Source organism: Actinoplanes sp. NPDC026623 (assembly GCF_040638275.1).
Classification (GTDB): Bacteria; Actinomycetota; Actinomycetes; order Mycobacteriales; family Micromonosporaceae; genus Actinoplanes.
In genome coordinates this window covers 1-21107 of record NZ_JBEZXZ010000156.1, presented here as the reverse complement: position 1 = coordinate 21107, position 21107 = coordinate 1, and the positions used below count along the sequence as shown (strand labels likewise).

Below are 21107 nucleotides of genomic sequence, written 5' to 3'. Positions count from 1 at the left end.
GCCGCCGCGGCCGGCCGGCCCGCCCGGTCCAGGGCCAGCGCCACCGCCTCGGCCGTGGTCAGCTCCGCGCCGCGCCGGAACGCCGCGTCGAACGCCCGGTCGCCGAGCCGGCCGCGGATCTCCTGCGTGGACTCGTCGTGGAAGTCGTGCAGGCTGCGGAACGACGACAGCGACGCGTGCATCGCCCGCCACACCCGCTCCGAGGCGCCCAGCAGCTGCGCCGCGTGCTGGTCGCGGTGTTCGCTGCCGGCCGCCCAGCCCAGCGCCTCCAGCGCCAGGCCCATGCCGAACTGCTCGTCCTCGACGAGCATGCCCACCTCGAGGCTCTCCTTCGCCGCCTCGGCCGCCCCCGCGGTGTCGCCGTCGCGCCAGCGCAGCACGCTCAGCGCCCACAACGCGAACGAGCGCCACCACACCTCGCCGTTCGCGGCGGCGAGGTCCCGGCAGGCCATCAGGTCCGGGTACCCCTTGGCCGGGTCGTCGGTGGCCAGGCCCCGGGCCAGCCCGAGCACGGCGAGGGTCCACATCTCGCCGCTGAGCGAGCCCAGGTCGCGGAAGGCGGTCTGCGCCCGCTCGAACAGCGGCAGCGCCCGAGCGTGGTCACCGCCGAACATCGCGACGTTGCCCTCGACCAGCGGGATGAACGCCGCCTCCGGCGACGGCGGCAGGGCGTCGGCCAGCGCGCGGGCGTCCGCCAGCAGCGCCTCGGCCCGCGTCCGGTCGCCCTGCACGCAGGCGATCCACGACGCCACCCGCAGCGCCTTCACCCGCGTCCAGTGCCGCGGCGCCGGCATCGCCAGGGCGCGGTCGAGCCAGTGCCGGCCCTCGGACAGAAAGCCACGGACGAACCAGTGGTTCTGCAGGTCGGCGGCGAAGCGCAGCGCCGTCTCGGGCGGGCCCTCGGTGACCGCGAACTCCAGCGCCACCCGCAGGTTCGCCTTCTCGTGGCGCAGCCGCAGCATCAGCGCCGCCTGGTCGGGGCTCGCCCAGTGCGCGTCCCCGTACGCGGCAAGCTCGGCGAACCAGTCGCAGTGCAGCCGCGCGACCGCGGCGTGTTCCCCGGCATCGTTGAGCCGGGCGGCGCCGTACTCGCGGACCACCTCGAGCATCCGGTAGCGGGCCCGGGGGCCGTCGCCGATGCGGGAGATGACGGACTTGTCCACCAGGGACGCGATCAGGTCCAGGATCGCCTCCGCGGACAGCGTCTCGTCCGCGCAGACCTGCTCGGCCGCGTCCAGCTCGAGGCCGCCCGAGAAGACCGACAGCCGGGACCAGAGCACCCGCTCCTGCTCCGAGCACAGGTCCCAGCTCCAGTCGATGAGCGCGCGCAGCGTCTGCTGCCGCGCCGGCGCGTTGCGGGCGCCCGCGGTGAGCAGGCGGTAGCGGTCCGTCAGGCGTTCGAGGATCTGGTGCAGCGACAGCACCCGCAGCCGGGCGACGGCCAGCTCGATCGCCAGCGGCATGCCCTCCAGCGCCTGGCAGAGCGCGGTGATGGTGGCGCAGTTCGCGTCCGTCACCGCGAAGCCGGGAACCACGGCCGTCGCGCGCTCGACCAGCAGGCTGGCCGACTCGTAGCGGGACAGGTCGGCCGGGGTGCAGGCGACGTCGGGCTCCGGCACCGAGAGCGGCTGCACGGTCAGCGTGGCCTCGCCCGAGAGCCGCAGCGCCTGCCGGCTCGTCACCAGGATCCGCAGGTCGGGACAGGCGCGCAGCAGGGTCTCGGCCAGGTCGGCGCAGGCGCCGACGAGGTGTTCGCAGTTGTCCAGGATCAGCAGCGCCTGCCGGCCGGCGAGGAAGGTGGCCAGCCCCGGCGCGTCCGGGCTGACCGACTCCTCGCGTACCCCGAGCGCCTCGGCGACGGTGACCGCGACCAGGTCCGGGTCGCGCAGCTCGGCCAGCTCGACCAGCCACACGCCGTCGGTGAACGCGCGCCGCATCTCGCGCCCGACGCGCTGGGCGAGCCGGGTCTTGCCGACTCCGCCGGCCCCGGTCAGGGTGACCAGCCGGCTGGTGGAGAGCATCCGCCGGACGCCGGTCATCTCGTGCCGTCGTCCGACGAAGCTTGTCACTTCGGCCGGCAGGTTGCCGAGGGATCCGCGCGAGGCCGTGCCGGTGCTCATAGGTGCACGTTAGTGGCTGTGACCTCCGAAAGTCGGCTCTCGGATGCCCAAGGATGCATCGAGTCGGCCGACGAGGGCGAGTCCCGCGGGAACGCGGGGCGCGACCGCCCGGCCGTCCGGCAGCAGCTCGCCGTCGTCGTCGAAGGTCACCACGCCGTTGCAGAGCAGGCTCCAGCCCTGCTCAGGATGGGTGGCTACCACCCGCGCGGCGTGGTGGTCGGTCTGGGCCGCCTCGGGACAGGGCGGCACGTGCACGCACAACATGTAGGTCCTCCTGCGACCAAGAGTTCGTCGCGGCCGGTGCGTGAGACACCGGGGAAGTACCCGACCCGTACCCGAAAACCCACTCGCGGGTACTTCTCCCGTGTCTGCCGGCGGTTTTGTGGATCACCATGGACGGCGATCGACAGAGAGGGGTACCCATGGGTCGCCACGCGGCCGACCGGCCGAGCCGACCGCCGCTGCACTCCGACCTGTTCTCGCCGACCCCTGGCAGCGCCGCCGAACGGTACGCGCTGGCCCGCGCCGAGGCGGCGTTCGAGACCCTGGTGGAGCCGCACCGCGACGAGCTGGCCGCGTACGTGCGCCGGCTGACCGGCGGCGACGAGGTCGCCGCGCGCAGCGTGCTCAAGGAGACCTATTACCGGGCCGCTCAGGACCCGGCGCGCTACCCGCAGCGCTCGTCCGCCGTCCGTCCGTGGCTCGTGCTCACCGCCCGCACGGTGCTGCGCGACGGCGAGCGGTTCGCCCCGGCCGGGCACGACGACCGCCCCCGTGCCGCCGTGCCCGACCGGGGCCCGAAGGCCGCCACGACGATCGTGGCGGCCATGGACGACCTCGCCGCGTCGCACCGCGACATCCTCGTCGAGCTCTTCTATCGCGGGGTCTCGCTCGAGGAGGCCGCCGCCACCCGCTCGGTGCCCGTCGAGGAGCTCAAGTCGCGGCTCTACTTCGCCATGCGGTCCCTGCGGGTCGTGCTCGATCAGCAACTGGCCGACCGGCACGACCCGGACGACGACTACCGCAGGTAGACGAGCCCGTCGGAGATGACTCCCGGCCGGCCCGAGGTGCCCTCCACCCTGATCTTCACGGTGTGCCGCTCGCTGCTGTTCCAGGACCGGGTCCACACCGCCCGCCGGTACAGCGACCGCGGCGAGCGCAGGTCGATCATCCCGGCGGGGCTGCCGTCGACGTAGACCTGCACCCGGCCCGAGGCCGCCGTGCGTGCCACCGCGAGCGACGCGGACCGGCCGGTGAAGGTCCAGCTCAGCGACGCGTTCGCGGCCGTGCTGCGCAGCGCGCTGCCGCCCAGGTGGCCGGCGCCGCTCAGGCTGCGCCAGGCGCCGGACCGGACGGCCTGGGTCTCCGCGACGATCACCGGCGTACGGGTGACGGCCGCCGACCGGACGTTGCCCGCCAGATCCGTGGCGCGCAGGCCGTAGGTGGTCGCCACGCCGGGCCGCACCGTGCCGGCCCAGGCCGTCGCGGTGGTGCCGAGGTCGGCGGTGACCGGGCCGGTCAGCGTGACGCGGCGCAGCCCGCCGGCGTCCGCCGCGGTCCAGCGCAGCCGCACCGGCACGATCCCGTCCAGCGAGCCGGTACGCAGCAGCACGCTCGGCCCGCCGGTGAACTCGGGCAGCGTGCGGTCCGAAACGATCGGCACGCTGATGCTGGCCATGCGGCCGTTGAGCGCCACCGCGCGGATCCGGACGTCGTGCCGCCCGGCCGGGAGCCGGAGCAACTCGTCGCGGTGCCCGTTCGGCGCCGACGCGGTCAGCGCGCCGTCGACCTGGACGTCGAAGCGGTAGAGCAGCGAACTGGGCGTGGTGGTGCGCCAGAACGGCCGGACCGTGCCGCGGGTGTACCAGCTGCGGCCGATCCGGGTCGCGCCGTTGATCTTGGAGAGCGCGAGGTTCGCCGGCCCGGCCGCGGCGACCCCGCGGATCGCCCCCAGCTGGGCGTACAGGGTGTTGCCCGGGCACTCGGTCTTGCCGGTGTCGCGGTGCCCGGAGATCCGGTTCAGCGTCGCACGGGTGCCCCGGCTGTACCGGTCGCTGCCGCTCGAGACCATGGCGACCCGGCCGGCCGGCGTGTTCCCGTACGCCCCGATCTTGTACGCGGCGACCTGCGCGATCACCTGCCTGACCCTGGCCGGCACCGCCCGCCCGGAGTAGTTGCCGAGCACCGCGATCGCGCTGCTGCGCGAGTTGAAGCCCAGGGTGTGCGCGCCGAGCACCGGACGCGCGACCCCGCCCCGGCGCCCCTCGAAGAGGGTGCCGCACTTGTCGACGAGGAAGTTGTAGCCGATGTCGTCCCAGTGGTTGCTCCTGACGTGGTACGCCTCGATGCCGCGGATGATCGCGGCCGACTCGGAGCAGCGGTAGTCGTTGGTGCCGGCCGTGTGGTGCACGAAGAGGACCTGCACGTCCGTGGTGTACTCCGGCTCGCCCCTGACGATGGCCTCGTTCGCGCCCCAGCCGGCCCGGCTGACCAGCCTCGGCGCGGGTCGTGGCGGGACGGCGACCCGCGGTGCCGGCGCCGGCGGTGCGGGCGGCGGCGGATCGCCGGGGTCGATCAGGTCCAGCCGCAGCCCGGCCGGCAGCGGCCCGGCGCGGCCCGGGCCGGCGGCGACCCGCGCCTCGACGCCGTCGGATTCGCCGACCCAGAGGGGATCGGTGCTGCCCCGGGCCTCGGCCGCGTCGCGCGATCCGGGCTCGGCGGGTGAGGCTCCGTCGGCCTCCAGGGACTGCCACCCGGTCCAGGAGCCGTCGGCGGATCGCCGGGTGCGCACCTCGACCGCGCCGTCGAGCGCGGCGTGCGAGTCGGTCCAGGTGGCGCCGACGAGGCTGAACCGCCCGGTGGCGCGCCGCGGGACCGCCCGGGCGCCGGCGGCGGCCGCCCGGCCGGGTGCCGGGGCCAGCTCGATCGTCTGCAGGGTTGGCGGGTCGGGCGCGCGGCTGAGCTGATCCGCCGCCACCCCTTGCTGAGCTGCGGCGGCACCGCTCGCCGACACGGCCGCCGCGCCGCTGACCACGACGGCGGTGCAGAGCATCGAGGCCATGATTCGTCTGTGCGTCTTCTCCACGTTTCCCCCCGCGAAGGCATCGGATCGGGCCAGATCAGGATGAGACGAACGTGTCGGTAATGTGCCGGGTTGCCTTTACCAGTGATTCCGGTCACGTACCCGAGGGGGTGAATCGCCCGAGTGCTCATGTAGCGGAGCGGGGCGCCGACATGGTAGGCCGTGAAACCTATGCTGGTGCCCGTCCGTGTGGGCGGCGATCCCGATCCGCTGTCCTCCGCGCGTACAGCGCCGCCCTGGCGAAGCACAAGGCCCGCCTGGATCTTCCTGGCGGCGGGTGGTGTCCTCGTCGCCCTGGCCGCGGTCGGCCCGGTGTCGCTGCGGGACCCGCTGATGACGCTCGGCCTCCTCGCCGGCCTCGGGGCGATGACCTACGCCGTGTGGCGCATGGCGCAGCCCGGGCACGGCGGTCCCTGGCGCCTTATGCTCGGCGCCGCGACGTCCTTCCTCGTCGCCATCGTCATCCGGGGGGTCGTGCCCGGGGCGGGCGGCTCCACGCCGAACCTGATGATGATCCTCCCCAACACGTTCGCGCTGCTCGGCTACGTGCTGATGGGCTGCAGCCTCGCCGCCATGCTGCGCCGCCGGCGCGCCCAGGAGGACGACCCGGCCCGGATCGACGCGCTGGTCGTCGCCATGGCCGCGACGTTCATGTGCTGGACCTACCTGATCGTGCCGACGATGGCGCAGTCCGACCTGACCGCGATGCGCGTCGCCAACTCGTTCTTCCCCATCCTCGACGTGGTGCTGCTGGTGTTCGCGGCGCAACTCGGGTTCTCCGGCGGCGGACGCCAGCCGGCGCTGTGGCTGCTCATCCTGGCCATGTCGGCGATGTTCACCGGCGACATGATCTACGCGCTGCGCGAGGACGGGCTCGCGAACCTGCCGCAGCACCCCGCCGACGTGCTGTTCCTGGCCACCTTCATCTTCGTCGGTGCCGCCGGGCTGCATCCGTCGATGCGGAATCTGACCGAGCCGCAGCAGATCGTCGTCAAGGACCTCGGCAAGGTCAGGACCACGCTGATCGCCCTGATGGTGGTCGGCCCGAACCTGATCACCATCGTGCAGCCGGCCCACTCGATGCTCACCGGCATCGTCAACGCTGTCCTCTGCTCGGGACTGATCCTCGCCGTCTTCGCCCGGGTGGTGCGCGCCAACAACTCGCGGGCCCGCGCCGAGCAGGCCACCCGCCGCCGGGCCACCCACGACGCGCTCACCGACCTGCCGAACCGCGAACTGCTCGCCGAGACCATCACGGAGTGGGGCGACCGGGCCGCGGACGAGCAGCAGGAGATCAGCCTGCTCTTCATCGACCTCGACCGGTTCAAGATGGTCAACGACCACTGGGGCCACCAGGTCGGCGACGAGCTGCTGTGCGCGGTCGCCAGCCGGCTCAGCGCGCAGATCCGCGGCGAGGACCTGGTCTGCCGGATCGGCGGCGACGAGTTCGTCATCGCGCTGTCCAGCCCGTCGCACTCGGCCCTCGCGGAATCGTTCGCCGACCGGGTGCTCGACGAGTTCACCCGCCCGTTCGAGCTCTCCGTCGGCAACGTCGTGATCTCCGCGTCCATCGGTGTCGCGAAGGCGCACGGCGGCGCCCGGGCCCTCGAGCTGATCCGCGACGCCGACACCGCGATGTACAAGGCCAAGGGCAACGGCCGCAACGCGTACGCGCTGTTCGACACGTCCCTGCGCGACGAGGTCCGGGACCGGATGAACCTGGAGCAGGCGCTGCGCTCGGCGCTGCCGCGAGGCGAGCTCGCGGTGCACTTCCAGCCGATCGTGGACCTGACGAACGGCCAGATCGACGGCTTCGAGGCGCTGATGCGCTGGAACCACCCCACGCTCGGTGCGGTCTCGCCCGTCGACTTCATCCCGGTCGCCGAGGAGACCGGCCTGATCGTGGAGAGCGGAGCCTGGCTGCTGCGTACGGCCGCGGCCCAGCTCGCCGCCTGGACCGTCCAGCGCGGCCCCGACGCCCGGCGGCTGCACGTCTCCGTCAACGTCTCGGTCCGGCAGCTTCGCGACCGCGCGATCGTGGACATCGTGCGCGACGTGCTCGCCGACACCGGGCTCGGCGCGGACCAGCTGTGGCTGGAGATCACCGAGTCCGGGGTCATGGAGGACCTCGAGACCGCGCTGGTCACCCTCCTCGAGCTGCGCGATCTCGGCATCACCCTGTGCATCGACGACTTCGGTACGGGCTACTCCTCGCTGAGCTACCTGAACCGGCTGCCCGTGGGCATCGTCAAGATCGACCGGTCGTTCGTCCGCCACGTCGGTGAGAACGGCCCCAACGAGCCGATCGTGCGGGCCGTGCTCGCCATGACCCGGGCGATGAACCTGCGGGTCGTGGCCGAGGGCGTCGAGACCGAACTGCAGCGCGACTGGCTGCGCGAGCAGGGCTGCGACCTGGCGCAGGGCTGGCTCTACGGCAAGGCCGAATTGCCGGAGAACCTCGAACCCTGGATCCGCCCGCAGGTCATCGCCTGAGGCTTCACCATCCGACAACCCGTATCTCGATCACCCACACTGGAAGGCGTCACGGAAATGCTGGACTTCAAGGACCTCGCCCCGACCATCACCCGCCAGCGGCTGGTCGTCGAGGGGTACCCGACGTTCGTGATCACCGATGAGCACATCAAGGACTACCTGAAGAAGCTCTCGGCCGTGACCGACATGGTGACGATCATCGACCCGGTGACCCACGTCAGCGACCTGTACGGCTGGGCCGGCTGGATCCACTGGGAGACCTCGGGCGCGCACTTCTACTCGTGGGAGCGCCCGATCTCGTTCTTCAGCGTCGACATCTACACCTGCAAGTCGTTCGACCCGCAGACGGTCCTCGACTTCACCAAGGACTACTTCAAGACCACCGAGATCGTCTCCAAGGAGTTCTGAGCGTGAGCGCGACGACCGTTCGCTACGACCTCGACGACGCCGGGATGCAGCGCATCACCGCGGAGTTCCTGGCCGCGCACCCGGCGCGCACCGGCCGGTTCGTGACGGCGGTCGTCGGGCCCGGGTCCGACCTGGCCCGGGTCGGCCGGGCCCTCGAGCGGCGGGTCTTCGAGGAGTCGTTCGGCAACGACACCGAGGTGATGGCCGCCGAGTACGGCCGGTACGAGGCGAACAGCCTGTTCTTCGTGGTGATCGACCGGCGCCGCGGCGTGCCGGCCGGCGTGGCCCGCATGATCGAGAGCAACGGTCCCGGGGTGAAGACCATCGACGACGCGCCCGATCACATCGGCGTCGACGTCGACACCATCCTCGCCGCGCACGGCATGAACGGCGAACGGGTCTGGGACTGCGCGACGCTCGCGGTGCTGCCGCAGTACCGCGGCGGGCGGTCGTCGTTGCTGGTCAGCTCGATGCTCTACCGCACGTTCCTGGTCATCGGCCGGCGCCGCGGCGTGCGGCACGCGGTGTCGATGCTCGACCGTGGCGCGTACCGCAACATCGCGATGATCGGCGCGCCGATGCGCACCCTCGCCGACTCGGGGCCGTTCGCCTACCTGGGCGCGGCGGAGAATCGCGCGGTCTACATGGACTTTCCCCGGATCGAGGCCGCGGTCCGCGAGCAGGCGGTCCGGATGCGCCGGGCGTCGCGCCCGACGCCGGCGGCGCTGCGCCGCTCGGGGCCGCGCAAGCTGCTCGTCAACCGGGTCGCTTTCCAGGTCTCCACCCGCATCGGTACGGGCAAGGATGTCGACGAGCACATCGTCGTCGCCGAGGGGCTGACGGCCGGAGCGTGACGAGAGCCGGCGTCTGAACGAGCGTCCTCAGCTCGTGGCCTTGTGCTTGCGCCGGTGGCTGCCGAGCATCTGTTCGCCGGCCACCAGGCAGGCTATGGCACCAGGACCACTTTTCCTCGGCCGTGCCCGGCCTCGACGGCCGCGTGCGCCGCGGCCGCCTCCGCCAGCGGGTACGCCCGTACCTCCATGGTGAGCTCGCCCCGCGCCGCGAGCGCGACCACCTCCGCGAGCCGGGCCGGCGAGCGGCCCAGCCGGACCACCGCGGTGCCGAACTCGGCGGCCGCCTTGTCGTCGACGATCGTGCCGATCCGGTCGCGGGGGACGCCGAGCTCCACCGACGCGGCGATGGCCCCGCGCCCGGCCGCGTCCAGCGCGACGGTCACCGGCCCGGCCGCGGCCCGGACCGCCTCGACCAGCCCGTCCCCGTACGCCACCGGCAGCGCGCCGAGCCGGCGCAGGTAGTCGTGGTTGGCCGGGCTCGCCGTGCCGATCACCGTGGCCCCGGCCAGCCGGGCGAGCTGCACCGCGACCGTGCCGACGGAACCCGCCGCCGCGTGAACCAGCAGCACGTCGCCGGCCGTGACCCCGAGCTCGAGCAGCGCGCCCGAGGCGGTCTGCGCGGCCGCCACCAGCGCGGCGGCGGCCGGGAAGTCCAGCTCCGGCGGCTTGGCGACGACGTCCGACGCCGGCACCACCACGTGGGTCGCCTGGCCGGCCATCATCGTCGAGCCGAGCACCGGATCGCCGGCCGCCAGGCCGGTGACCCCCTCGCCGAGCAGGTCGATCACCCCCGAATACTCCTGGCCGACCTGGTGCGGGAAGCTCGCCGGCCCGCGTTTGATCCGTCCCTGCCGCACCGCGACGTCGAAGGGCTGCACGCCGGCCGCCCGCACCCGGACCCGGACCTGGCCGGGGCCGGGCAGGGGATCGGGCAGGTCGGCGATGCGCAACACCTCGGGCGGGCCGTATCTGTCGAATACCGCTGCTCTCATGCGGTGACTCTGCAAGGTGAAGCCGGGTTGAGGTCAAGCGCCGCCGGGGGGACGAGGTCACGATCTGACCCTCCGCCGTCGCCGCCGGGCCGGGCATCGCTACCGTTGGCGGGTGTCTGAGATCCCGTGGTGGGGGCTTCCCCTCGTCGCAGCCGTGTCTGCCCTGCTCGGGGCCGGTGTGACGGTCCTCGTTTCGGCCCGCGACCGTTACCTGCGCAGCCGCGCCAAGCGGACCAAACGCTGGTACGCCGAGCGCAAGGACGCGTACATCGCACTGATGACCGAGTTCGAGCGGGCCACCTACCGGCTGCGCGCCGCGTACGACGGCGACCAGCCGACGCCGGGCCCGTTCGCCTACCTCGACGCCGTCGGGCCCGCTCTCATGCAGGTGCGGCTGCTGGCCTCGGGGCAGGTACGCAGCGCCGCCCTCGCGGTGCACCTGCTGATCGAGGGCCTGCACGCCTCGCGGCCCACGCCGCCGCCGGGCGTCGACCCGGGCAAGTCGGCGCGCGAGATGCTGGGCCACGTTCCGCTGGTGATGCAGGAGTTCGAGGCGGCGGTCCGCGAGGAGCTGGAGATCAGGGCGACCCCGCCCGCGCCGCTGGCGCCGCCGTCGCCCCGGCGTGGCCTGGGTTCCTACGTCCGGCGCAGCCCCGCCACGGCAGAGGAGTCCCGGGTCACTGGATGATCTCGGCGCCTTGGTGGACACTGAATGCCCCTGACGGGACACCTGTGGAGGCGCCCATGTCGGATATCTCGGTCACTGATGTGATCTGTCGCAGCGGCGTCGTCGCCGTCCTGCGGGCACCCACCGCCGACGCCTTCGCGGCGATCGGCGACGTGCTCGTCGAGGCCGGCATCACGGCGCTGGAGGTGACCCTCACCTCGCGCGGCGCCGTCGAGGCCATCGCCGGCCTGCGCCGCCAGCTCCCCGCCGGCGTGGCCGTCGGCGCGGGCACCGTGCTCACCCTCGCCGACGCCAAGGCGGGCGTGGACGCGGGCGCGACGTTCCTCGTCTCGCCGGTCTACGTCCCGGAGCTGGACGGCTTCCAGGTGCCGGTCTACCCGGGCGCGTTCACCCCCACCGAGATCTACACCGCGAGCCGCGGCGGTGCGCCGCTGGTCAAGCTCTTTCCGGCGGCCACGGTCGGCCCGCGCTTCATCAAGGACCTACACGGTCCGCTGCCCGGCGTGCGCATCATGCCGACCGGCGGCATCGAGATCACCGACGTCGCGAACTGGCTCGCCGCCGGCGCCGCGGCGGTCGGCCTCGGCGGCCCGCTGATCGGCGACGCCGCGGACGGCGGCAGCCTCGCCCGGCTCGCGGCGCGTGCGCGCCACGCGGTCGACGCGGTCGCGTTCGCCCGCTCATGAGTGGCGGCCTGGTCACCCTCGGCGAGACGATGGGCCTGGTCGCGGCGGACGGCATCGGCCCGCTCGAGTACGCCCGGAGCTTCGCCTTCGGCATCGGCGGCGCGGAGAGCAACGTGGCCATCGGCGTCGCCCGCCTCGGCGGAGGCGCCGCCTGGCTGGGCCGGGTCGGCCGCGACGCCACCGGCGACCTGATCGAGCGTCGGCTGCGCGGCGAGGGCGTGCGGGCGACGGTGATCCGCGACGCCGCGTTCACCGGCCTGATGGTGAAACACCGCCGGACGGGCGGCCTGCTGCACGTCGACTACCACCGGGCCGGCAGCGCCGGCTCCCGGCTGCTGCCGGCGGACGTGCCGGTCGGCGACGTGCAGTCGGCCGGCGTCCTGCACGTCACGGGCATCACGCCGGCGCTGAGCGACACGGCCCGCGCGACGGTGTTCCACGCGGTGGAGACCGCCCGGGCGGCCGGCGTGACGGTGTCCGTGGACGTCAACTACCGGGGCAAGCTGTGGTCCCGCTACGACGCGGCGCCGGTGCTGCGGGATCTCGTGTCGCGCGCGGACGTGGTCTTCGCCGGCCCCGACGAGGCGGAGCTGGTGCTCGGCTCCGAGGCCTCGCCGGCCGAGCGCCTGGCCGAGCTCGGCCCCACCGAGGTCGTGATCAAGGACGGGGCGCGGGGCTGCACGGCGCTGATCGCCGGGGAGCGCCACGCGGTGCAGGCCCTGCCCGTGACGGTCGTCGACCCGGTCGGCGCGGGGGACGCCTTCGTGGCGGGCTATCTCGCGGACCGGCTCGCCGGCGCGGTGCCGGCCCGGCGCCTGGCCACGGCGATCGCGGCCGGTGCGTTCGCGGTGACGGTCCCGGGCGACTGCGAGGGCCTGCCCACCCGCGCGGACCTGGCGTCGCTGCTCTCGGCGACGGACAACGTGGCCCGCTGACGGCCCGGCCCGGCTGACCGCCCGGCCCCGCTGACCGCCCAGCCGTCGTGCGCCACGTCGGGTCAGATGGCCGGGGGTCGAGGAGGCTCGGCGGGCCGCGGCGGGGTCAGACCGCCGGGTGGCCGAAGAGGCCGGGCAGGCCGCCGGTGTGCAGGAAGACGACCTTGCCGTCCGGTGGGTTCGCGCGCAGCCCCGCCATGGCCCGGCCCGTGTAGGTCGGATCGAGGAACAACCCCTCGGTGCGTGCCGCGAGCTCGAGCGCGGCCCGTACCGGATCGGTCAGGGTCGGGTAGCCGGCGCCGACGTGGGTACCGTCGATCTGCAGGTCCTCCGCCCGGACCGGCACGCCCATGCCGTCGAGCAGCCCCGCGACCGCCGCGCGCGCGTCCGGCAGCGCGCCGGTGTCCACACCGAACACCCGGCCCGGCCCGAGCACCGCGACCAGCCCGGCCATCGTGCCGCCGGAGCCGACCGCGACCACCACCGTGCTGAGGTCGGGCAGCTGCACCGCAAGCTCGCGGGCGCAGTCGACGTAGCCCAGCGACGAGAACGCCGACGTGCCGCCGAACGGGATCACGAAGCCCTCCTGCGCGGCGACCGCCTCCGCGACCGGCGCGTCACCCGCCCACACGATCCTGGCGCCGGCCAGCTGATCCAGGATCAGGTTGCCGCGGGCCGCCGCCGGCGGATGACCGCCCAGCACGAGCACGCACCCCAACCCGAGCCGGGCCGCCGCCGCGGCGGTGAGCCGGGCGTGGTTGGACTGCGCCGCGCCCGTGGTGACCAGCGTCGTCGCGCCCGCCTTCAGCGCCTGCGCGCACGTGTACTGCAGCTTGCGGACCTTGTTGCCACCGCCGCCGAGGCCGGTCAGGTCGTCCCTTTTGATCCAGAGTTCGTCCAGCGCCAGGGCGGTGGCGAGCCGTGGCGCCGGTTCGAGCGGCGTCGGCCAGGAGCCCAGTGAGATCGGCGTCACATCCACGCCGTCGAGTTTAGGGGACAGAACCCAGCCGGTTCCTCAGCGGAGCTGGACCACGGGGGCGCGCGGGGTGAACGGCAGGCGGGCGCCGAGCGGCGTCAGGAACGCCCGGCGGATCCGCAGCACGTCGCAATTCCCGTCGGTGATCACCAGCATCGGCCCCGGCGGGCGGGAAGTCCGCCGCCCGCTCCACCAGGGTGATTCCCGCTGACGCGTCGTGGCGCCGCGCCCGCGGACGCGCGCGGATCCTGGGCGATCCGGTCGTACTCGATCAGGGATCGGAGCCGGTCAGGAGTGGATCGGCCCGGAGGTTGCGGTCAGCCGCCGGCCGCTGCCGCTCCAGCGCGCCACCGGCCGCCCGGCGGCGACCTCGTCGGCGAGCAGCGGCAACTCGGGGAAGCCGGCCCGCTCGATGAACAGCTCGATCGTCCCGCCGCAGGGCAGGCCGACCTCGAACGCGTCGTCGTCGGTGATGCCGAACCGCGCCGTCCGCGGCATCCCCGAGGCGGCGACCTCGCGGCAGGACTCGTAGACGGCGCCCTCGACGCAGCCGCCGGAGACGCTGCCGGTCGCCGTGCCGTCGAGGCCGACGAGCATGGCCGCGCCCGGCTGCCGGGGCGCGCTGGACCAGGTCGCCGTCACGGTGGCCAGGCCGGCCGGCTCGCCCGCGCGCCAGGCGCGCAGCAGCTCATCGAGGACGTCACGCACGGCCGATCGCCCCCTGCGGCACGTCGAGGCCGGCGCCGTCCGGATTGTCGGCGTAGGTCAATTCGGGCGCGCCGGCGACCACCGGGCCGCGGGCGATCCCGGCGTCTGCCGGCACCCCGGCCGCGCGCCGCACGAGCCGCCCGCCGCGGTACGCCCCCAGCGCTTTCGGCATCCCGTACCGCCGACCGGCGCCGGCGGCCGGCACCAGCCCGGCGATCTCCATACCGGGAGCGTATCCCCGGACGGGCCCGCGATTCAGGGCCCGAATGTCCTATCCGGAGCGATCCCTCCTACCCAGGTAGGAGAGCGGCTCCGACCGGCGGCCGCCGGTCGGGCCCGCGGGTGGGCGAAACACCCGCCCTGCGCCGCAAGCATCAACGGCATGACAAACGTCCTGCGCTGGCACCGCCCCCTGATGGTCTTCACCGCCGCGATGGTCGTCCTCGCCGTGATCGCCGGGATCGGTGTCTTCACCGACCCCCGGGTGCTCACCGGCGCGCCGATCTGGCTCAAGCCGTTCAAGTTCGCGGTGTCGTTCGTCGCGTACGCCGCTACCCTCGCGTGGATGCTCTCCCTGCTGCCGCGCCGTAGCCGGGTCGCCGAACTCGCGGTCACCGTGATCCTGGCGACCTCGGTCGCCGAGATCGTCGTCATCGTGACCCAGGTGCTGCGCGGCACGACCAGCCACTACAACGAGTCCACGCCGCTGAACTCGGCCCTGTTCCAGGTCATGGGCACCTCGATCCTGATCCTGTTCATCGCGCACTTCGTGTTCGGCGTCGCGATCGTCCGCGGCCGGATCGCCGACCGGACGGCGGCGCACGCCGTGGGCTGGGGTCTCGGCCTGTCGCTGGTCGGCATGCTGGCGGCGATTCCGATGGTCATGCCGGGCCAGGCGCCGCCCGGCGTCGACGGGGTCTCGGGCGCGCACAGCGTCGGCGTCGCCGACGGCGGTCCCGGGCTGCCGCTGGTCGGCTGGAGCACGACCGGCGGGGACCTGCGGATCGGCCACTTCGTCGGGCTGCACGCGCTGCAGGCGCTGCCGCTGCTCGCCCTGCTGCTCGGCACCCGGCTCGACCAGGCCACCCGGATCCGGCTGCTGCTGGTCGGCGGGTTCGCGTACGGGATCGTGATCGCGCTCCTGACCTGGCAGGCGCTGCGCGGTCAGCCGCTGCTGCGGCCGGACGCGCTCACCCTCACGGCCTGGGCCCTGCTGGCCGCCTCCGTCGCCGCGGTCACCGGCGCGGTGCTGAGCCGCCGTCGCCGCCAGGACCTGGAGCTTGCGGCATGAGTGGCTGCACCGAGCGCGGCGAGGGCCGGGCGCGCCTGCGGAAGGTGGGCACGGCGTGACCGGGGTGTTGTTCGGGCTCGCGTTCGCGGTTGCGGCGCCGTTCTGGGCGCTCATGATTCTGCTGCCGGGCTGGTCGTGGACCCGCCGCATCATCGGGTCGCCGCTGATCGTGCTCCCCGCCGTGGTGATCTACGCCGTGCTGGTGATCCCGGCCCTCGGCGAGGTGCTTCCGGCCGTCGTGTCGCCGACCCTCGACGGCCTACGCGACCTGCTCGGCACCGCCGACGGCGCGGCGGCGGCCTGGGCGCACATGATCGCCTTCGACCTCTTCGCCGGCCGCTGGTCGTGGCTGGACAGCCGGGAACGCGGCGTCCCGGCGCTGGTCATGGCGCCGGTGCTGCTGCTGACGATCCTGCTGGGCCCGCTGGGTCTGGCGGCCTATCTGCTGGTCCGGGCGCGCTACCCGGTCAGGGCGAGCGCTTAGGGTGGGCGGCGTGGGATGGGTGGGCAGGCTCTTCGACGCGCGGGACACGTTCGTGCGGATGCTGCTGCTCGACCTCAGCGGCGTCGGCTACCTGGTCTTCGGCACCCAGGCGGGCCGCGAGCCGACCACCACCCAGTGGATCCTGGCCGTTGCGGCGTTCGCGCTCGCGCTGATCCTGCACCGCCGGCGCGTCCTCAACCTGGTCGCGCAGACCGCGCTGCTGGTGGTCGCCTTCCTGATCATCGACGACACGATGATCAACCAGGTCGGCACCAGCTGGGCGCTCCTCGAGCTCGCGATGTGGGCACCCCGCCCCCGGATCCTGTGGTCGGGCGCGGGCCTGGTCGTGGCGGTCTACCTGAGCTTCACCCTCGGTCGGGAGCCCTCCGCGATCTCCGCACCGATCTTCGGCCTCTGCCTCGTGGTCGGCCTGCCGGTGCTGCTGGGGCTGGTCGTGCGGACCAGCGGTGAGCTGACCGTCCAGGCTCAGGAACGGGCGCTCGAGGAGCAGCGCCGGCGCGAGTCGGAGACCCGGGCGGCCCGCGCCGACGAACGCACCGCGATCGCCCGGGAACTGCACGACGTGGTCGCGCACCATGTGGCGTCGATGGTGCTGCGGGTCGGGGTGGCCCGGCACGTCCTGCCGGACGTCGATCCGCGGGTGGCGGAGGTCTTCGACGACGTGCACGGCACCGGCACGGCGGCCCTGGCGGACCTGCGCCGGCTGGTCGCGGTGCTGCGCGACCCTTCGGTACGCACGGACGCGGCCCTGACGGTGATCGAGCCCGGCGCGCTGCCGGAGGCGCTGGGGGCGGCGGTGGAGACGGCCCGCCGGGCGGGGCTGACCGTGGACGTCGCGGTCGCCCCGGAGGTCGGCGCGCTGGATTCCGTACGCGGGCTGGCGGTGCTCCGGCTCACCCAGGAGGCGCTGACGAACGTGGCGAAGCACGCGGGGACGGCGGCCCGCGCCCGGCTGCGCGCCACGGTCGTCGACGGCGACGTGATCTGGTCGGTGTCGGACGACGGCGGCGGGGTGTCGCCCGGCCTGCCGTCCGGCGGCGGACACGGCCTCACGGGCATGCGGGAGCGGGTCGAGGTGCTCGGCGGCCGCCTCACGGCCGGGCCGGCGGCCGGCGGCTGGCGCGTCGAGACCGTCCTCCCGGCGGCCCATCCGTCCCCGGATCCGCCCGCCTCCGCCTACTCCGCGCCGGTCGACTCGCCGCCGCCCGCGTCGGGGGCGGCGTGATCCGGATCCTGCTTGTCGACGACCAGCCGCTGATCCGTGCCGGGCTGCGGATGCTCTGCGACGCCGAGGCGGACCTGACCGTCGTCGGCGAGGCGGACAACGGCCGCGACGCCGTCGCGCTGGCCGGGCGCCTCGCACCCGACGTCATCGTCATGGACCTGCGGATGCCCGGCGTCGACGGCATCACGGCGACCGGTCGCATCCTCGCCGAACGGCCCGGCGCCCGGGTGCTGGTGCTGACCACGTTCGGCGACGACGACCACCTCTACCCGGCGCTGACCGCGGGCGCGTGCGGCTTCCTGCTCAAGGACGCGCCGCCGCCCGAGCTGCTCGACGGGATCCGCCGGGCCGCGTCCGGCGACAGCCCGTTCAGCCAGGAGGTGCTGCAGCGGCTGGTGCGGCGGGCGGTGGCGGCCCGGGTCGAGCCGCCGCGGCCGGTGTCCGGGCTCACCGCCCGCGAACGCGACGTCCTGGAGCTGGTGGCCGAGGGCATGTCGAACACCGAGATCGCCGATCGCCTCCACATCGGAGTGACCACGGTCAAGACGCACATCACCAGCCTGATGACGAAGACCGCCAGCCCGAACCGGGTCCGGCTGGCGCTGTTCGCCCGGCGCGGCTGACGGCGCTCAGAGCCGCTGGGCCGCCAGCCAGTCCTCGACGCCGGCGACCAGCTTCTCCGGCGTGCGGCGGGCCCACAGGAAATGATCCGGCACGGTGTCGATCGTCGCCCGGCACACGTGCGCCGGCAGCCGTCCCGCGAGGTGGTCGACGGCCCGGCCGGGAATCATCCGGTCGCCGGCAATCGCGACGATCAGGGCCGGGACGGCGAGGCTGCCCAGCGCGGCCTCGTAGTCGGTGGGGTCGCCGCGGAGCCGGTACCGCCCGGTGCGGGCCTCGTAGCCCCAGTCGCGCATGAGCGTGCGCGGCTGGCGTCCGCCGAAGCCCAGGCGGTGCCCCGGCCAGTAGCCCAGCGAGCAGGTGACGGCGCCGATGAAGCGGACCCCGGCGGCGCGGCGGGCTCGGATCAGCCGGCTGCGGTGTGCGGCGGATGAGCTCGTACCGGCGGCGAGCGCGACGACCGCGTCCGCGCGTACGGTGCCGGCGGCGCCCGACAGGAGCGCGAGCTGACCGCCCAGGCTGTGGCCCACCAGCACGACCCGGTCCGCGGCGGCGACCGCGGGATCGGTGAAGACCGCGGGCAGGTCCTCGCGGAGCAGGTGGGCGTAGCCGAACGGGTTGCGGCGCAGGTCGGAGACGGGACTGCGCGGCATGCCCCGCAACTCGACCCCGACGACGTGCCGCCCCCGGGCGACCCAGGCCTCGAACAGCGGCCGGTAGTAGGCCACCGGCACACCCAGCGCGGGCAGGAACACCAGCGAGGCGGATGGGCCGGGAGTGCCGTACTCCTCGATCGTCAGGGTCTGGCCGTTCGTCGAGGAGACCGGGTGCACGCGGGGTTCCATCGGCCCATTCTGCCAAGGCGGGCACACGTAAAAGGCCGGGAACCCGTGGCGGCGGGCTCCCGGCCTTGCTGGCTACAGGTTATCGCGTCCGGCGGACCTTGTCGGCAGTTCCGGCGGGTTTGCGATAGTCACGCGGCGCGAAATGCGGCGGGTAGTCCCCGAGGGTCCCGGTTCGGGGCTTCGTCCGGCCCGGCAGCCCTAGGCGGGCTGGGAGCGTTCGGTGGCGAGCCGGACCGCGAGCGCGCCCAGCACCGTGCCCATGACGAGGCGCTGCATCCGCAGCCAGCCCGGCCGGCGCGCCAGGAAGACCGCTATCGTCCCCGCGGCCGACACGATCAACAGGTTGACCACCAGGCTCACCAGGATCTGCACGCCGCCGAGGATGAAGCCCTGCGCCAGCACGTGGCCGTCGTCCGGCCGCACGAACTGCGGGATCAGCGAGAGGTACATGATCGCGGCCTTGGGGTTGAGCAGGTTGGTGAGCAGCCCCATCGCGAACAGCCGGCGCGACGAGTCGACCGGCAGCTCGCCGGGGGCGAACACCGACGTGCCCCCACGCCGCAGCGTCCTGAACGCCAGCCAGCCCAGGTAGACGGCGCCGGCGAGCTTCAGCGCCTCATACGCCTCCGGCACGTGCACGAAGATCACCGAGAGGCCGAGGTTCGCCGCCGTCAGGTAGCAGAGGAAGCCGATCACGACGCCGCCCAGCGAGACGACGCCCGCGCGTCTGCCCTGGGTGATGCTGCGCGAGACGAGGTACATCATGTTCGGGCCCGGCGTAAGCACCATGCCGAGCGCCACGGCGGTGACGCCGAGCAGTGAAGCGAGAGTGATCACCCGTTGACCCTCGCCGCCGGGCCGGCGCCGGGCCAGAGCCAAAACGAGGACCGTGGTCTACCGGCACGGCGGCGTCGACGGACCCGCAGTCAACGGTGGCGCGGACATCCGGCCGCGGCCGGACGCTTATCGCCCGAGGCGGGTCGCGATGGCGTCGACCGCGTTCTTGGCCTCGAGCAGGCTCGCCCCGGTCTCGTTGCGATAGGCGCGGATCGCCTCGATCCGCTTGCCCTCCCGGAGCAACCGGCCGACCTCCGGCATCTCCCGCTCCCGGACGGCGACGCCGAGATGCGCGACCACCGCGTCCAGCTTGTACTCGATCGCGGTGAGCCGGCTCGCCGTCCGCAACTGCTCCCGGCGCGAGTTCGCCGACGACGCCAGCCCGAGCATGATCAGGCCGGCCAGCAACAGGACCAGCGCGACCGTCGCGAGTATCTCCATGTGGACCATCGTGGCAAGCCGCCGCCAATCACTCCCTGTTGGCCGCCGCGTACTTCTCCGCGATCGCCTGCGCCTCCGGCAGGTCGGCCTCGACCACCTCGACGGCGGGCGCGACGTCGGCGCCCAACTCGCCCAGCAGCTGCGCGAGCAGCGCCGCCGCGGCCGCGGCCTGCGGTGCGACGCCGGCGGTGACCACCGGTACGGACCGCTTGCCGGCGAGGGCGTTGGGGGGCAACTGGTCGAGCAGCACCTTGAGCACCCCGGTGTAGCTGCCCTTGTAGGTGGGCGTCGCCACGACCAGCAGGTCCGCCTCGCGGATCGCCGTCACCGCCGCCGCCGTCGCCGAATCGCCCGGGGTCAGCAGGCCGGTGCCCAGCGCGCCGACCTCGACCACCGCTGCGGCACCGCCGAGCGCCGTGCCGACCGCGACGGCGAGCGTCGAGGTCCGCGATCCCGGACGCGGATTGCCGGACACCACCACGATCCCGCTCACGCGGTGCCCCGTTCAAGCCGAAGCTCAGTGCGGTTTCTCATGTCTCTTCTCCAAGTCTCCGGTCGGCGCAACGGCGTCTACGCCGAGCGCTTCAGGTGGGCGTAGGTGCCGTCGTGGTAGACGAGCGGCGTGACCGTCGAGTCCGCGTGCTGCTCGCCGAGCTCCGGCGTGGCCAGCACGATCGTGTGGTCGCCGGCCTCCACCTGCTGCGCCACCCGGCACACGATCCTGGCGAGCACCCCGTCCAGCAGCGGCACGCCGTCGGGGCCGGGACGCCAGGCGCCGTGCGCGGCGAAGCGGTCGATGCCGCGGGTGGCGAACGTCCGCGCGATGTGCTCCTGCTCCTGGGTCAGCACGTGCACGGCGATGGTGCTCGCGGCGTGCACCGCGGGCCACGCCGAGGCCGACTTGGCCAGGCAGAAGGAGACCAGCGGCGGATCGAGCGACACCGAGGTGAAGGAGGTCGCGGTGAACCCGGCGGGCGGCGCGCCCGGAGCGGTGATGACGACGACGGCCGCGGCGTGGCGGCGCAGCAGCGAACGGAACAGATCGGCGTCCACGGCACGGTCCTGGTGGAGCGGGGTGACGGTCATGATGATCCCCTAAGCCGAGACGAGGGAACGGTGGCGGAGCGTGTGCGCGACCGGGGGCAAACTCGCGTCCACTAATTGGGACATGGTCGGTTTCGGTAACGCCGGCGCATCCGCAGCGGGGGTGGGCATGTGGCCTACCGTGCCTCTCTCGCTGGGCAGGTGTCAACGGTGATCCCATATCCTAGTAAACCTATGGGGTTCAGTTGACATGAAGACCTTCTTCGACAAGAGTCTCAGCCATGTCCACTGCCGCCACCGCCACCGCGGCCGGCGCGCGGGCCCCGGCCCGCCGCCCCGCCGGCGGGTCGCCGGGT

Annotated in this window: 23 protein-coding genes; 11 read left to right on the top strand and 12 right to left on the bottom strand. The window is 73.6% G+C overall.

From position 1 onward, the window contains the following. Both AB0F10_RS33125 and AB0F10_RS33120 read right to left on the bottom strand, forming a co-directional pair. Positions 1-2120 (bottom strand): AAA family ATPase (locus tag AB0F10_RS33125; protein WP_360634116.1); only part of this gene is annotated, 2120 nt, incomplete at its 3' end. A 9-nt stretch (positions 2121-2129) separates the two neighbouring features. After that, positions 2130-2384 (bottom strand): DUF5999 family protein, encoded by a 255-nt coding sequence (locus tag AB0F10_RS33120; RefSeq protein ID WP_360634113.1) that lies wholly within the window; start codon positions 2382-2384, stop codon positions 2130-2132. A gap of 158 nt (positions 2385-2542) precedes the next feature. Here AB0F10_RS33120 and AB0F10_RS33115 point away from each other — a divergent pair, with 158 nt between their 5' ends. Next, complete coding sequence (locus tag AB0F10_RS33115; RefSeq protein ID WP_360634110.1) at positions 2543-3151, top strand: sigma factor-like helix-turn-helix DNA-binding protein; 609 nt, start codon at positions 2543-2545, stop codon at positions 3149-3151. Here AB0F10_RS33115 and AB0F10_RS33110 read toward each other — a convergent pair. Then, positions 3139-5172 (bottom strand): N-acetylmuramoyl-L-alanine amidase, encoded by a 2034-nt coding sequence (locus AB0F10_RS33110; RefSeq protein ID WP_360634107.1) that lies wholly within the window; start codon positions 5170-5172, stop codon positions 3139-3141. The two genes, AB0F10_RS33115 and AB0F10_RS33110, sit on opposite strands and share 13 nt — an antisense overlap. A gap of 207 nt (positions 5173-5379) precedes the next feature. Between AB0F10_RS33110 and AB0F10_RS33105 the strand changes: the two genes are divergently transcribed. From AB0F10_RS33105 to AB0F10_RS33095, 3 genes are read left to right on the top strand one after another with little or no spacing between them, the layout of a single operon-like run. Next, positions 5380-7695 carry an EAL domain-containing protein gene (locus tag AB0F10_RS33105; RefSeq protein WP_360634104.1) on the top strand — a complete coding sequence of 772 codons (2316 nt, stop codon included), beginning with the start codon at positions 5380-5382 and terminating at the stop codon, positions 7693-7695. A gap of 57 nt (positions 7696-7752) precedes the next feature. Then, entirely contained in the window at positions 7753-8103 is a 351-nt protein-coding gene (locus tag AB0F10_RS33100; protein WP_360634101.1) for an S-adenosylmethionine decarboxylase, read from the top strand. Between the two features lie 2 nt (positions 8104-8105). Beyond that, positions 8106-8957: a hypothetical protein gene (locus AB0F10_RS33095; protein WP_360634098.1), complete on the top strand. Its 852-nt coding sequence runs from the start codon at positions 8106-8108 to the stop codon at positions 8955-8957. A 92-nt stretch (positions 8958-9049) separates the two neighbouring features. Here AB0F10_RS33095 and AB0F10_RS33090 read toward each other — a convergent pair whose 3' ends face one another. Then, positions 9050-9949 carry an NADP-dependent oxidoreductase gene (locus tag AB0F10_RS33090; protein ID WP_360634095.1) on the bottom strand — a complete coding sequence of 300 codons (900 nt, stop codon included), beginning with the start codon at positions 9947-9949 and terminating at the stop codon, positions 9050-9052. A gap of 112 nt (positions 9950-10061) precedes the next feature. Here AB0F10_RS33090 and AB0F10_RS33085 point away from each other — a divergent pair, with 112 nt between their 5' ends. From AB0F10_RS33085 to AB0F10_RS33075, 3 genes are read left to right on the top strand one after another with little or no spacing between them, the layout of a single operon-like run. Continuing rightward, entirely contained in the window at positions 10062-10637 is a 576-nt protein-coding gene (locus AB0F10_RS33085) for a hypothetical protein (protein ID WP_360634092.1), read from the top strand. A 56-nt stretch (positions 10638-10693) separates the two neighbouring features. After that, positions 10694-11323: a bifunctional 4-hydroxy-2-oxoglutarate aldolase/2-dehydro-3-deoxy-phosphogluconate aldolase gene (locus AB0F10_RS33080; protein ID WP_360634089.1), complete on the top strand. Its 630-nt coding sequence runs from the start codon at positions 10694-10696 to the stop codon at positions 11321-11323. After that, positions 11320-12258, top strand: a complete 939-nt coding sequence (locus AB0F10_RS33075) for a sugar kinase (RefSeq protein ID WP_360634086.1) — start codon at positions 11320-11322, stop codon at positions 12256-12258. Before AB0F10_RS33080 ends, AB0F10_RS33075 begins: the two co-directional genes overlap by 4 nt. Positions 12259-12364: 106 nt before the next feature. Here the strand turns inward: AB0F10_RS33075 and AB0F10_RS33070 are convergent, their stop codons facing one another. The 3 genes from AB0F10_RS33070 to AB0F10_RS33060 all read right to left on the bottom strand — a co-directional run bounded on the left by AB0F10_RS33070 (position 12365) and on the right by AB0F10_RS33060 (position 14165). Further along, the gene (locus AB0F10_RS33070; RefSeq protein ID WP_360634083.1) at positions 12365-13237 is read right to left on the bottom strand and encodes a pyridoxal-phosphate dependent enzyme; all 873 of its coding nucleotides are present in this window, start codon (positions 13235-13237) and stop codon (positions 12365-12367) included. A 285-nt stretch (positions 13238-13522) separates the two neighbouring features. Beyond that, positions 13523-13942, bottom strand: a complete 420-nt coding sequence (locus tag AB0F10_RS33065) for an XdhC family protein (RefSeq protein WP_360634080.1) — start codon at positions 13940-13942, stop codon at positions 13523-13525. Then, entirely contained in the window at positions 13935-14165 is a 231-nt protein-coding gene (locus tag AB0F10_RS33060; RefSeq protein WP_360634077.1) for a hypothetical protein, read from the bottom strand. Before AB0F10_RS33060 ends, AB0F10_RS33065 begins: the two co-directional genes overlap by 8 nt. Before the next feature lie 159 nt (positions 14166-14324). Here AB0F10_RS33060 and AB0F10_RS33055 point away from each other — a divergent pair, with 159 nt between their 5' ends. From AB0F10_RS33055 to AB0F10_RS33040, 4 genes are read left to right on the top strand one after another with little or no spacing between them, the layout of a single operon-like run. Next, positions 14325-15233: a hypothetical protein gene (locus tag AB0F10_RS33055; RefSeq protein WP_360634074.1), complete on the top strand. Its 909-nt coding sequence runs from the start codon at positions 14325-14327 to the stop codon at positions 15231-15233. Positions 15234-15288: 55 nt separating this feature from the next. Further along, on the top strand, positions 15289-15717 hold the full coding sequence (locus tag AB0F10_RS33050) for an ABA4-like family protein (RefSeq protein WP_360634071.1): 429 nt from the start codon (positions 15289-15291) through the stop codon (positions 15715-15717). Between the two features lie 10 nt (positions 15718-15727). Beyond that, positions 15728-16963 (top strand): histidine kinase, encoded by a 1236-nt coding sequence (locus AB0F10_RS33045; RefSeq protein WP_360634068.1) that lies wholly within the window; start codon positions 15728-15730, stop codon positions 16961-16963. Beyond that, positions 16960-17586, top strand: coding sequence for a response regulator transcription factor (locus AB0F10_RS33040; protein ID WP_360634065.1), 627 nt, complete (start codon positions 16960-16962; stop codon positions 17584-17586). Before AB0F10_RS33045 ends, AB0F10_RS33040 begins: the two co-directional genes overlap by 4 nt. Before the next feature lie 6 nt (positions 17587-17592). On the opposite strand, the gene AB0F10_RS33035 is transcribed toward AB0F10_RS33040, so the two are convergent. From AB0F10_RS33035 to AB0F10_RS33015, 5 genes are all read right to left on the bottom strand, one after another. Next, complete coding sequence (locus tag AB0F10_RS33035; RefSeq protein ID WP_360634062.1) at positions 17593-18429, bottom strand: alpha/beta fold hydrolase; 837 nt, start codon at positions 18427-18429, stop codon at positions 17593-17595. 198 nt (positions 18430-18627) lie between these two features. Next, the gene (locus AB0F10_RS33030; RefSeq protein WP_360634059.1) at positions 18628-19266 is read right to left on the bottom strand and encodes a LysE family translocator; all 639 of its coding nucleotides are present in this window, start codon (positions 19264-19266) and stop codon (positions 18628-18630) included. A gap of 126 nt (positions 19267-19392) precedes the next feature. Further along, complete coding sequence (locus AB0F10_RS33025; RefSeq protein WP_360634056.1) at positions 19393-19707, bottom strand: hypothetical protein; 315 nt, start codon at positions 19705-19707, stop codon at positions 19393-19395. A 28-nt stretch (positions 19708-19735) separates the two neighbouring features. Next, positions 19736-20200 carry an NAD(P)H-dependent oxidoreductase gene (locus tag AB0F10_RS33020; protein ID WP_360634053.1) on the bottom strand — a complete coding sequence of 155 codons (465 nt, stop codon included), beginning with the start codon at positions 20198-20200 and terminating at the stop codon, positions 19736-19738. Between the two features lie 77 nt (positions 20201-20277). After that, the gene (locus AB0F10_RS33015) at positions 20278-20793 is read right to left on the bottom strand and encodes a flavin reductase family protein (protein ID WP_360634050.1); all 516 of its coding nucleotides are present in this window, start codon (positions 20791-20793) and stop codon (positions 20278-20280) included. Positions 20794-21107 lie beyond the last annotated feature (314 nt).